Annotated in this window: 11 protein-coding genes; 6 read left to right on the top strand and 5 right to left on the bottom strand. The window is 72.8% G+C overall.

Going from position 1 to position 12,052, the window contains the following annotated elements; all coding sequences use genetic code 11:
* Window positions 1–106: 106 nt before the first annotated feature.
* From AB0B83_RS24880 to AB0B83_RS24865, 4 genes are all read left to right on the top strand, one after another.
* Window positions 107–1,111: an ABC transporter permease gene (locus AB0B83_RS24880; RefSeq protein ID WP_357580190.1), complete on the top strand. Its 1,005-nt coding sequence runs from the start codon at window positions 107–109 to the stop codon at window positions 1,109–1,111.
* A complete protein-coding gene (locus AB0B83_RS24875) occupies window positions 1,108–2,064 on the top strand; it encodes an ABC transporter permease (RefSeq protein WP_357580189.1) in 957 nt (318 codons plus the stop codon). The genes AB0B83_RS24880 and AB0B83_RS24875 overlap by 4 nt, the downstream gene beginning before the upstream one ends.
* Before the next feature lie 63 nt (window positions 2,065–2,127).
* Window positions 2,128–3,258 (top strand): ABC transporter ATP-binding protein, encoded by a 1,131-nt coding sequence (locus AB0B83_RS24870; RefSeq protein ID WP_357580188.1) that lies wholly within the window; start codon window positions 2,128–2,130, stop codon window positions 3,256–3,258.
* Window positions 3,255–4,358: an oligopeptide/dipeptide ABC transporter ATP-binding protein gene (locus tag AB0B83_RS24865; protein ID WP_327029904.1), complete on the top strand. Its 1,104-nt coding sequence runs from the start codon at window positions 3,255–3,257 to the stop codon at window positions 4,356–4,358. Before AB0B83_RS24870 ends, AB0B83_RS24865 begins: the two co-directional genes overlap by 4 nt.
* Before the next feature lie 52 nt (window positions 4,359–4,410).
* Here AB0B83_RS24865 and AB0B83_RS24860 read toward each other — a convergent pair whose 3' ends face one another.
* Together AB0B83_RS24860 and AB0B83_RS24855 are read right to left on the bottom strand one after the other, a co-directional pair.
* Window positions 4,411–4,866 (bottom strand): hypothetical protein, encoded by a 456-nt coding sequence (locus tag AB0B83_RS24860; protein ID WP_357580187.1) that lies wholly within the window; start codon window positions 4,864–4,866, stop codon window positions 4,411–4,413.
* Window positions 4,848–5,513 carry an HNH endonuclease family protein gene (locus AB0B83_RS24855; protein ID WP_357580186.1) on the bottom strand — a complete coding sequence of 222 codons (666 nt, stop codon included), beginning with the start codon at window positions 5,511–5,513 and terminating at the stop codon, window positions 4,848–4,850. Before AB0B83_RS24855 ends, AB0B83_RS24860 begins: the two co-directional genes overlap by 19 nt.
* 108 nt (window positions 5,514–5,621) lie before the next feature.
* Here AB0B83_RS24855 and AB0B83_RS24850 point away from each other — a divergent pair, with 108 nt between their 5' ends.
* Complete coding sequence (locus AB0B83_RS24850) at window positions 5,622–7,058, top strand: MFS transporter (protein WP_357580185.1); 1,437 nt, start codon at window positions 5,622–5,624, stop codon at window positions 7,056–7,058.
* 40 nt (window positions 7,059–7,098) lie between these two features.
* Here the strand turns inward: AB0B83_RS24850 and leuA are convergent, their stop codons facing one another.
* From leuA to AB0B83_RS24835, 3 genes are all read right to left on the bottom strand, one after another.
* Window positions 7,099–8,850, bottom strand: coding sequence for a 2-isopropylmalate synthase (gene leuA / locus AB0B83_RS24845; protein ID WP_357580184.1), 1,752 nt, complete (start codon window positions 8,848–8,850; stop codon window positions 7,099–7,101).
* A 238-nt stretch (window positions 8,851–9,088) separates the two neighbouring features.
* Entirely contained in the window at window positions 9,089–9,640 is a 552-nt protein-coding gene (locus tag AB0B83_RS24840) for a nitroreductase family protein (RefSeq protein WP_357580183.1), read from the bottom strand.
* 85 nt (window positions 9,641–9,725) lie between these two features.
* Entirely contained in the window at window positions 9,726–10,562 is an 837-nt protein-coding gene (locus tag AB0B83_RS24835) for a hypothetical protein (protein WP_357580182.1), read from the bottom strand.
* A gap of 224 nt (window positions 10,563–10,786) precedes the next feature.
* On the opposite strand from AB0B83_RS24835, the gene AB0B83_RS24830 reads away from it, so the two are divergent.
* The gene (locus AB0B83_RS24830; RefSeq protein WP_121401692.1) at window positions 10,787–12,052 is read left to right on the top strand and encodes an aspartate kinase; all 1,266 of its coding nucleotides are present in this window, start codon (window positions 10,787–10,789) and stop codon (window positions 12,050–12,052) included.

Below are 12,052 nucleotides of genomic sequence, written 5' to 3'. Positions count from 1 at the left end.
CTCCGGATCGGGGGTGACCAGCTCGGTCCAGGTCAGCGCCCCCGGGACGTCGGCGCTGTTTCGGCAGCGCCCGCCCACGACCCTCCGTACCCCTTTCGAGGCCGCCGTGTTCCGGTTCATCGTCAGACGCCTGCTTCAGCTGATACCCACGCTGTTCGGGCTCTCCCTCCTGCTGTTCATCTGGCTCCGCCGACTGCCCGGCGGTCCCGAGACCGCCATCCTCGGTGAGCGTGGGACGCCCGAGATGCGCGCCCAGATCCGACGCAACATGGGCCTCGACGAGCCGATCCTGGTGCAGTACGGCCGGTTCGTGCGGCGGCTGATCCGCCTCGACCTGGGCACCTCGACCTCCACCAAGCGGACCGTGGTCACCGAGTTCGTCGAACGCTTCCCCGGCACGGTGGAGCTCTCCGTCACGGCGATGCTGATCGCGGTCGGCGTCGGCATCCCGCTGGGCTACCTGGCGGCCCGCCGCCGCGGCCGGATGCTGGACCACCTCTCGGTCGGCGGCTCCCTGATCGGCATCTGCATCCCCGTCTTCTTCCTCGCGTACGTGCTCAAGGCGATCTTCGCGGAGAACCTCGGCTGGTTCCCGGCGAGCGGTCGGCAGGACCCGACGCTCGGGGCGACCCGGATCACCAACTTCTTCGTCCTCGACGGGATCATGACCCGGGAGTGGGACGCCGCCGCCGACGCGCTCTGGCACCTGGTGCTGCCGGCCGTCGCGCTGGCCAGCATCCCGCTGGCGATCATCGTCCGGATCACCCGCGCCAGCGTGCTGGAGGTGCTCAACGAGGACTTCGTACGCACCGCCGAGGCGAAGGGCCTGACCGAGAGCACGGTCCGGCGCCGGCACGTGCTGCGCAACTCCATGCTGCCGGTGGTCACCTCGATCGGCCTGCTCACCGGTGGCCTGCTCTCCGGCGCGGTGCTGACCGAGACCGTCTTCGCCTTCAGCGGCATCGGAGCCTTCATCTACGAGGCGATCAGCCAACGTGACTATCCCGTGCTGATGGGCTTCATCCTGATCATCGCGGTGGTGTACGTGCTGGTGAACCTCCTGGTCGACCTCTCCTACAGCCTGATCGACCCGAGGGTGAGGGTCCGATGACGATCACCGGCGGCACCAAGAAGGAAAAGATCGACCGGCTCGCCGAACTGGCGGCCCGGGAGGACGAGCGCGGCGTCAGCCTCTGGAAGGAGGCGTTCCGCCGGCTGCGGAGCAACCCGGCGGCGATCGTCGGCGCGGTGATCCTGAGCCTGTTCCTGCTGGTCGCCATCCTCGGGCCGTTCTTCGTCCCGTACGCCCCCGACGCCCAGCTCTGGAAGAGCGAGATCCGTCTCGGCGACTTCCCCGGCTTCCGGGGCGAGAACTGGTTCGGCGTCGACCACATCGGTCGCGACGAGTTCAGCCGCATGATCGTCGGCGCCCGGCAGACCCTGCTGGTCGGCGTGGTCTCCACCCTGATCGGCCTCGCGGTCGGCTCGCTGATCGGCGGGATCGCCGGCGCCGCCGCCGGCCTCGGCGGCCGGTGGGGCCGGGCGGTCGACAACGTGCTGATGCGTTTCGTCGACATGCTGCTGGCCATGCCGAGCCTGCTGCTGGCGATCAGCATCGCCGCCCTGCTCGGCGCCGGTCTGACCACGGTCATGATCGCGGTCGGCGTGGTGTCGGTGCCGGTCTTCGCCCGGCTGCTGCGCGGCTCGATGATCTCCCAGGCCAACAGCGACTACGTCCTCGCTGCCGTCTCGCTGGGCGTGAAGAAGCCGAAGATCGCGCTGACCCACGTGGTGCCGAACTCGCTAGCCCCGGTCATCGTGCAGGCCACCCTCACCCTGGCCACCGCGATCATCGAGGCCGCGGCGCTCTCCTTCCTCGGGCTCGGCAACAACGACGCCTCCATCCCCGAGTGGGGTGTGATGCTCGCCGACGCGCAGCAGTACCTCGACTCCGCGCCCCGGCTGGCGATCCTGCCCGCCCTCGCCATCATCGTCACCGCGCTGGGCTTCACCCTGCTCGGCGAGGCGATGCGCGAGGCACTCGACCCGAAGCTGCGGAAGTAGGGCCGGTGAGCGCGAGGAGTGCGCTGGCGAGCCCCGCAGTCGCGAACGAAAGGCGGGCCCGACATGGCTCTGCTTGATGTCGAAGATCTCTCCGTCACCTTCGCCCGGCGTGGTCAGCGCGCCGTGCACGCCGTCGACGGGGTCTCCTTCTCCGTCGACGCGGGCGAGGTGGTCGGCCTGGTCGGCGAGTCCGGCTGCGGCAAGAGCGTCACCTCGCTGGCGATCATGGGCCTGCTGCCGAAGCAGCCGGGCCTGCGCGTCGGCGGCAAGGCGGTCTTCGACGGCACCGATTTGCTCCAGCTCGACGACCGGTCCCGGCGGGACATCCGGGGCCGCGACGTCGCGATGATCTTCCAGGACCCGCTCTCGTCGCTGAACCCGGTGATCCCGATCGGGTTGCAGGTTACCGAGGTGCTCACCCGGCACCGGGGGATGAAGGGCGCGGCGGCGGAGAAGGAGGCGGCGGCGCTGCTCGACCGGGTCGGCATCCCCGACCCGAAGCGGCGGCTGAAGGAGTACCCGCACCAGCTCTCCGGCGGCATGCGCCAGCGCGCCCTGATCGCGATGGCGGTGGCCTGCCAGCCCCGGCTGCTGATCGCCGACGAGCCGACCACGGCGCTGGACGTGACCATCCAGGCGCAGATCCTGGAGCTGCTCAAGGAGCTGGTCCGGGACTCCGGTACCGCCCTGGTGATGATCACGCACGACCTGGGCGTGGTCGCCGGCCTGTGCGACTCCATCAACGTGCTCTACGGCGGCCGGGTGGTGGAGACGGCCCGGCGTCGCCCGCTGTTCCGCGAGCCCCGCCACCCGTACACCGTGGGGCTGCTCGGCTCGGTGCCGCGCCTGGACGCCGGGCGCGGCGAGCGGCTGAACCCGATCCCGGGCTCGGTCCGCGACCTGCTGCCCTGGCCGGACGGCTGCGCCTTCGCGCCGCGCTGCACGCGGCGGGTCGACGAGTGCGTGGGGGAGCCGCCCGCGCTGGTGCACGCCCACGACGGCCGCAGCTACCGTTGCGTCAACCCGGCGCCGGTGCCCGGCACCGTGCCCCGGCCGGCCGCCAGCAGCACTGCGCCTGTGGAGGCGCCGGCCGCCACCAGCACCGCCCCGGCGGAGGCGCCGGCCGCCACCGCCCCGGCGGCGGAGGCGACCGCGGGTCAGGTGCCCGCCCCGCGCGAGGAGGAGAAGCCGTGACCGAGAGCGAATTCCTCGTCGAGGTCCGCGACCTGAAGGTGCACTTCCCGATCCGCACGGGGGTGATCTTCGACCGGACGATCGGCCACGTGAAGGCCGTCGACGGCGTCGACCTCAGCATCCCGCGCGGCAAGACGTACGGCCTGGTCGGCGAGTCCGGCTGCGGCAAGTCGACGCTGGGGCGGGCGCTGCTCCAGCTCACCCCGCCCACCGGCGGCGAGGTCCGGTTCGACGGTGTCGAGCTGACGAAGCTGCCGGCGGGCAAGCTGCGGTCGATGCGCCGCCGCATGCAGATGATCTTCCAGGACCCGATGTCGAGCCTGGACCCCCGGCAGAACGTCGAGTCGATCCTCACCGAGGGCCTGCAGGCCCACGGCATCGGCGGCAACCGGGACGAGCGGCGCCGGGTCATCGGCGAGACCCTGGACAAGGTCGGCCTGCCCCGCTGGGCGCTCTCCCGCTATCCGCACGAGTTCTCCGGCGGCCAGCGGCAGCGCATCGGCATCGCCCGGGCGCTGGTGCTCGGGCCCGACCTGATCGTCGCCGACGAGCCGGTCTCCGCGCTCGACGTGTCGATCCAGGCCCAGGTGGTGAACCTCCTCGACGACCTCCAGGACACCCTCGGCCTGACCTACCTGGTGATCGCGCACGACCTCGCGGTGGTCCGGCACATCTCCGACACCGTCGGCGTGATGTACCTGGGCGCGCTGGTCGAGGAGGCGCCGAGCGACCGGCTCTACACGGAGCCGATGCACCCGTACACGCGGGCGCTGATGTCGGCGGTGCCGGTGCCGGACCCGGACGTGGAGGACCGCCGCGAGCGCATCCTGCTCGCCGGCGACCTGCCCTCGCCGGCCAACCCGCCGGCGGGCTGCCGGTTCCACACCCGCTGCCCGTGGGCGCAGCCGACCCGCTGCGCCGACGAGCGGCCGGCGCTGCGGGATGTCGGCGGCAGCCGGGTCGCCTGCCACTTCGCGGAGCGGATCGCCAGCGGGGAGTTGCGCCCGCACAAGGTCAGCGTGCAGCTCACCCGTCCGCTCGGCGAGGGCGAGGAGCCGCACACCGTCTCCGCCCCCAACGAGCCCGGCTCGTACGTCTGATTCGCGTCGCGGACGCGGCCCCCGTCGAGGGGCCGCGTCCGGCGGTCGGCGGTCAGCCCTCCGGGCGGTGCAGGAGCGCGACCGCGATGCCGTGCACCGCGTCCAGCCCGGCCGGGTCGGCCAGCGCGACCGTGCCGCCGGTGACCTTGTACCACTCGTCGGCGTCCCGGTACTGCACCGTCAGCGTCACCTGGCCGTCGGCGTACGCGGAGCGCAGGGTCAGCTCGCCGGTGACCACCCCGACCTCGTCGGTCATCACCCCGCCCGGGCCGGGCACCACGTCGGCCGTACGCTCCCGCGCGGCGGTCGACGTGCCCTCGGCGTCGGCGGCCATCCCGGCCCCCGGCACGCCGGTGGTCGTGCCGGCCGCGCCGTCCGCCGTCATGCCGGCCGTGGTCGGCCCGGGCGGCGCGCTGCCGGTGGCCGCCGCCGCGTCCTCCCCGGTGGCGTCCGGCGTCTGCTCCGGGGCGGGGGTCGCCCCGGCTCCGGTCACGGCTTGCTCGCCCATGTGCAGCCCTCCAGCATGTCGGTCAGGGCGGCCTTCTCGGCACTGGTCACCGTGAGCCGCCAGTGGTGCTTGACCGTCACCCAGTTGTCGGCGTACTGGCACCAGAACGCCCGGTTCGCCGGCTTCCACTGGGACGGGTCCTGGTCACCCTTTGCCCGGTTGGAGGACGCGGAAACCGCGATGAGCTGCGGCCGGTCCAGGTCGTTGGCGAACTCGCCACGCTTCGCGTCGTCCCACTCGTCGGCGCCCGAGCGCCACGCGTTCGCCAGCGGCACCGTGTGGTCGATGTCCACGTCGGACGGATCGGTGAACGCGCGGCCGTCGTAGACGCTCTCCCAGCGGCCGCCGACCACGTTGCAGCCGGAGAGCTTGATGTCCTCCCCGTCGCGTTTCAGCACGCTGTCGCGTACGTCGCAGTTCTTGCCGGTGTCCCGCCAGTGCGGGAAGCGGCTGCGGCTGTAGCCCTTCATCGACCCGGCGGTGGCCACGGTGAGCTGGGTCAGCTTCTGCGCAGCGTTGCCGCCGCTGCCGCCGCTGCTCGGCGCGACGTCCGGCTCGTTGACGGCGACACAACCGGCCGCGCCGAGCGCCAGCGCCGCGGCGAGCGCGGCCGTCACTGCGGCGCGCGGTCCTGATCTGGTACGCACAGACGACACCTCTCCAGCTTGCGGGCTCCCGGCGATCCCGCACAGTACCCGGGCCCGCTTTCGGCGATTCGTGGCGTCTCTCATATCGTGCGGGGCAGATTGGACGCCATGACCGAAACCACGCCCGCGCTCCGGCTGGGCACCGCGCACGGACGGGGCACCCTGCTCGCCGCCGTCCTCGCCTCCGGCATGGTCTTCCTCGACACCACCGTGGTCAACGTGGCGCTGCCGCGCCTCGGCGCGGACCTGGACGCGACCGTCGCCGGCCTCCAGTGGACGGTCAACGGGTACCTGCTGATGCTGGCCGCCTTCGTCCTGCTCGGCGGCGCCCTCGGCGACCGCTTCGGGCGGCGGCGGGTCTTCCTGCTCGGGGTGGTCTGGTTCACCCTCGCGTCGCTGCTCTGCGGCCTGGCCCAGGGCACCGACTGGCTGATCGCGGCCCGGTTCCTCCAGGGCGCCGGGGGCGCGCTGCTCACCCCCGGCTCGCTGTCGGTGCTCCAGGCCAGCTTCCACCCGGACGACCGGGGCCGCGCCATCGGCGCCTGGTCGGGGCTCTCCGGCGTCTCCACCGCGCTCGGCCCCTTCCTCGGCGGCTGGCTGGTCGACGCGCTCTCCTGGCGGTGGATCTTCTTCCTCAACCTGCCGCTGGCCGTGCTCGTGGTGCTGGCGGCGCTGCGCTGGGTGCCGGAGAGCCGGGACGAGGCAGCGTCCCGCACCGGGGGGCCGGGACGTCACCGCCGCCGGTTCGACGTGGCCGGCGCGCTGCTCGGCGCGCTCGCCCTGGCCGGCGTCACGTACGCGCTGATCGACGCCCCGGTCCGGGGGCTCGACTCGGTGCCGGTGCTCGTCGCCGTGCTGGCGGGCGTGGCCGGCGCGGTGGCCTTCGTGCTGGTCGAGCGGCGCCGGGGGGACGGCGCGATGCTGCCCACCGGCCTGTTCGGCAGCCGGCTCTTCTCGGTGCTGAACGTCTTCACCGTGCTCGTCTACGCGGCGCTCGGCGGCTTCACGTTCTTTCTCGCCGTCTACCTGCAGAACGTGGTCGGCTGGTCGGCGCTGCTCACCGGGGTCGCGCTGCTGCCGATGACGGTGCTGCTGCTGGTCGGCTCGGCGCGGGCGGGCGCGCTGTCGGCGCGGATCGGGCCGCGGCTGCCGCTGACCGTCGGGCCGGTGGTCGCCGCCGCGGGGCTGGTGCTGCTGCGCGGGGTCGGCCCCGACGCGTCGTACTGGCGGGACGTGCTGCCCGGGGTGGTGCTCTTCGGGATCGGGCTGACGCTGGTGGTGGCGCCGCTGACCGCCTCCGTACTGGCCGCTGTCGACGACCGGTTCGCCGGCGTGGCGAGCGGCTTCAACAACGCGGCGTCCCGGGCGGGCGGCCTGCTGGCGGTGGCCGCGCTCCCGCTGCTGGTCGGGCTCTCCGGCTCCGGCTACGCGCAGCCGGCCGCGCTGACCGGCGCGTACCGGGGCGCGATGCTCTGGTGCGCCGGCCTGCTGCTGGCCGGTGCGGCGATGGCGGCCCTGCTCATCCACCGCCCACCGAAGCGGTAGGAAGGGCACCCTGCCGCAGCAGGATGCCCTTCCCCGCCGGTCAGGCGCGGGCGCGGTTGACGGCGCTCGTCACGGCCTTCACGGAGGCGGTGACGATGTTGGCGTCGGTACCGACACCCCAGACCGTACGACCGTCGACCTCGCACTCCACGTACGCGGCGGCCTGCGCGTCCCCGCCGGAGGAGAGCGCGTGCTCGTGGTAGTCGAGCACCCGTACCGCCACGCCCACCGACTGGAGCGCGTTGACGTACGCGTCGATCGGGCCGTTGCCGACGGCGGTCAGCGAGCGGGGCTCCCCGCCCAGGCCGACGCGGGCCTCGATCTCGACCTTGCCCTCGGCGGTGCCGATGGCGTAGCCGTCCAGGGCGAGCGCCGGGTCGACCTGGTGGTCGATCAGGTAGTGGGTGGCGAAGATCTCCCACATGGTGCCCGGGTCGACCTCGCCGCCGTCGTGGTCGGTGACCTGCTGGACCACGCCGGAGAACTCGATCTGGAGCCGGCGCGGCAGGTCGAGCTGGTGCTCGCTCTTCATGATGTACGCGACGCCGCCCTTGCCGGACTGCGAGTTGACGCGGATGACCGCCTCGTAGGTGCGGCCCAGGTCCTTCGGGTCGACCGGCAGGTAGGGCACCGCCCAGGTGTGCTCGTCGATCGGCACGCCGGCCGCCGCCGCGTCCTTGGCGAGCGCGTCGAAGCCCTTCTTGATCGCGTCCTGGTGGGAGCCGGAGAAGGCGGTGTAGACGAGGTCGCCCGCGTACGGGTGGCGCTCGTGCACCGGGAGCTGGTTGCAGTACTCGACGGCGCGCCGCACCTCGTCGATGTTCGAGAAGTCGATCATCGGGTCGACGCCCTGGGAGAAGAGGTTCAGCCCCAGCGTGACCAGGTCGACGTTGCCGGTGCGCTCGCCGTTGCCGAACAGGCAGCCCTCGACCCGGTCGGCACCGGCCAGCAGCCCCAGCTCGGCGGCGGCGACGCCCGTGCCCCGGTCGTTGTGCGGGTGCAGGCTCAGCACCAGGCTGTCCCGCCGGGGCAGGTGCCGGTGCATCCACTCGATCGAGTCGGCGTAGACGTTCGGCATGGCCATCTCGACGGTGGCCGGCAGGTTGACGATCAGCTTGCGGTCCGGGGTCGGGTCGATGACCTCGATGACCTTGGCGCAGACCTCCAGCGCGTACTCCAGCTCCGTGCCCGTGTAGGACTCGGGCGAGTACTCGTAGTGGATGTCCGTGTCCGGGGTGTGGATCTCCGCGTACTTGCGGCAGAGCCGCGCGCCCTGGGTGGCGATGTCGGCGATGCCGTCGCGGTCCAGCCCGAAGACCACCCGCCGCTGGAGCGTGGAGGTCGAGTTGTAGAAGTGCACGATCGCCCGCCGCGCGCCGCGCAGCGACTCGAAGGTGCGGTCGATCAGGTGCTCCCGGCACTGGGTGAGCACCTGGATCGTGACGTCCTCCGGGATCAGGTCCTGCTCGATGAGCTGGCGTACGAAGTCGTAGTCCGTCTGGCTGGCCGAGGGGAAGCCGACCTCGATCTCCTTGTAGCCCATCTGCACGAGCAGCTGGAACATCCGGCGCTTGCGCTCCGGCGACATCGGGTCGATCAGCGCCTGGTTGCCGTCGCGCAGGTCCACCGCGCACCAGCGCGGCGCGGCCTCGACGTGCCGGGTCGGCCAGGTGCGGTCGGGCAGGTCGAGCCGGAACTGCTGGTGGTACGGCTGGTAGCGGCGGTACGGCATCCGGCTGGGGCGCTGCCGGGCGATCGGGTCGGTCTCAGCGTCGGCGATGGGTTGAGCCATGACGGAGTGCTCCCTGGAACATGTGGCGTCAGCAATCGGAAGGTGTCGGCCAGGTGCCGGGCGACGGTGCCCGGGCGGTTGCCGATGGGAAGTTTCGGATGTGCTGGACGGCGCGGTTCGACTCCGCGACGAGGTGCCGGCCTTCAGGCCTCGTCGCGGCGACCAAGGAGAAGGTACGCCCGCCACATGACCAGGTAACCCTACGTGGCGGGCCGGGGTGCGGGAAGGCGGGTCCGGACTATGAGACGCACTTCGCAGCCTGGCTGGTCAGCAGGAGTTCGGCCAGGGGGAGCCGGCGGCGCAGGCCGGTCTCGGAGCGCAGCAGGTCCGCCGGGAGGCTGAGCGGGTCGCCGAGCTGCCCGACGGCCGCCACCACGTGCGGTCGTACGTCCGCCGGCAGGTCGAGGTCGGCGGCCAGGCCGGCGTGGTCGAGGTCGTGCAGTTGGCGTACGTGCAGGCCGAGCGCGGTGGCCTGCACGGTGAGGTGGGCGACGGCCTGGCCCAGGTCGTACGCGTGCCCGGCCGATCCGGTCCGGTGCGCGCCGAGCAGCAGGGCGGCGGCGCGCTGCGCCCAGCGCTGCTCGGTCTCCGGCAGGTTGACCAGGATCCGCTTGAACGTCTCCTCGTCGCGGTGCCCGAGCGCGAACCGCCACGGTTGGGCGTTGCCGGCCGAGGGCGCCCAGCGGGCCGCCTCCAGCAGCGCGGACGCGTCCTCGCGGGACAGCTCCGCCACCGGGTCGAAGGACCGGGGGCTCCAACGGAACGCGAGCAGCGGGGTGAGGTCGGCCATGGGGTAAGTGTCCCGTAAGAGCGATTCAGTGGTTAAGGGTGGGATGTCCGAATGTGGCGAACGGCACCCGTAACGTCGCGGGCGGTCACGGCGTTTCCGCGCTGGGGCTCGTGGTCGCCTCCGTGGTCGGATCCGGAGCAGCCGTGCCGAGCGGCTCGGCGTCGACCACCGGCCCGGCCAGCTGCACGGTGGCCGGGGCGGGCGCGGGCGTCCCGGCGAGGATCAGCGTGCCGGACGCGGTGCGTACCGCCGTGGGTGTGCCGTCGGCGTCGTAGCAGTAGATCCCCACGTCCAGCGGCGCGTTGATCGACGCCGAGGTGGTCTCGACCGAGTAGCAGGCGCCGGACGCGCCGGGCGGCGGCTCGGCGGGGGAGACGGCGAGCGGGGCCCGGCGGTCGGTCAGCACGTCCAGCCAGTCGGTGAACGGGTGCTGCACCCGGGGGTCGAGCCGGCGGGGCACGGCCTCGTCCCGGTCGCCGAGGCGTACGCAGGCCGCCGGCTCGGGCCGGGCGGCGGACGGCAGGGCGCACTGGAACAGCCCGTCGGCGGTGGCGGCGAACGAGACGTCGGCGGTCCCGCCGAGCGCGCCGCCCGGCACGTCGACCCGCCAGCTCCCGTCGTTCGCGCTGGTCACCAGGATCGTCCGGTCCGGGGACTCCGGGGCGCGCAGCGTGTAGCTGGCGACCAGGTGCCGATCCTGCGCGGCGGCCGCCAGCGCCGCCAGTTCGTCGCGCGCCGCGTCCATCCCCGCCGGCACCGGTGTCGAGGTGGGCGTGGGCCGGGTGACCGGTTCGTCGGCGGTGCAGGCGACGAGGAGCGCGGGCAGGGCGAGCGCGAGCGGACCGGCCAGGCGTCGGGCCGGGCGCACCGGCGGGCGCGCGGGCTTCGCGGGAGGGCCGGCCGGGCGAAGGTGGGCGTGCACGGGGCCATTCTGCGGCCCGGAAACGACGCGCGGGGGCCCTGCCACGCGCGGCGCCCCGGCGTGTCGCGCACCACCCCGCCACGGGCCGCCGGGCCGGATCGTGGGATCACCTGACCCGGCCGAGTCGCCCGACCGATACCCTGGGTGCGTCTGACACGCGCCGCCGGCTGAGATCCGGCGGCGTCGGCACGCTCAGGGTCGTCGCTGGGAGGGAGCGCACCGTCGTGGCACTCGTGGTGCAGAAGTACGGCGGGTCCTCCGTCGCCAACGCGGAGCGGATCAAGCGGGTGGCCGAGCGCATCGTCGCCGCCCGCAAGGCCGGCGACGACGTCGTCGTGGTGGTCTCCGCGATGGGGGACACGACCGACGAGCTGCTCGACCTGGCCAACCAGGTCAGCCCGCTGCCGCCGGGCCGCGAGCTGGACATGCTGCTCACCGCCGGGGAGCGGATCTCCATGGCGCTGCTCGCCATGGCCATCCACAACCTGGGGTACGAGGCCCGCTCGTTCACCGGCTCGCAGGCCGGCGTGATCACCACGTCGGTGCACGGCCGGGCGCGGATCATCGACGTCACGCCGGGCCGGCTCAAGGGCGCGCTCGACGAGGGTGCGGTGGTCATCGTCGCCGGCTTCCAGGGCGTCTCGCAGGACACCAAGGACGTCACGACGCTGGGCCGGGGCGGTTCCGACACCACCGCCGTGGCGCTCGCCGCCGCGCTGCACGCGGACGTCTGCGAGATCTACACCGACGTGGACGGCGTCTTCACCGCCGACCCGCGGATCGTGCCGAACGCACGGCACATCACCCAGATCACCTACGAGGAGATGCTGGAGCTGGCCGCCTGCGGCGCCAAGATCCTGCACCTGCGCAGCGTGGAGTACGCCCGCCGGGCGGGGTTGCCGATCCACGTCCGTTCGTCATACTCGACCAACACCGGCACGATGGTCACCGGATCGATGGAGGACCTTCCCGTGGAGCAGGCACTGATCACCGGGGTAGCGCACGACCGCAGCGAAGCCAAGATCACGATCGTGGGGGTGCCCGACGAGCCGGGCGCCGCCGCGCGGATCTTCGACACCGTGGCCGGCGCCGAGATCAACCTCGACATGATCGTGCAGAACGTCTCCACCGAGGGCACGGGCCGCACGGACATCTCCTTCACGCTGCCCAAGGCCGACGGCCCGACGGCCATGGCCGCCCTGAGCAAGATCCAGGAGTCGGTCAAGTTCAAGGGCCTGCTCTACGACGACCACGTCGGCAAGGTCTCGCTGATCGGGGCGGGCATGCGCTCGCACCCCGGCGTCGCGGCCGGCTTCTTCGCCGCCCTCGGCGCGGCCGGGGTGAACATCGAGATGATCTCCACCTCGGAGATCCGGGTCTCCGTGGTCTGCCGCGACACCGACCTGGACGCCGCCGTACGCGCCATCCACGAGGCCTTCGACCTCGGCGGCGACACCGAGGCCGTCGTCTACGCGGGGACGGGACGGTAG

The organism is Micromonospora sp. NPDC049060, from assembly GCF_040649055.1.
Taxonomy (GTDB): Bacteria; Actinomycetota; Actinomycetes; order Mycobacteriales; family Micromonosporaceae; genus Micromonospora; species Micromonospora reichwaldensis.
This window is presented reverse-complemented; position numbering and strand designations above follow the sequence as displayed.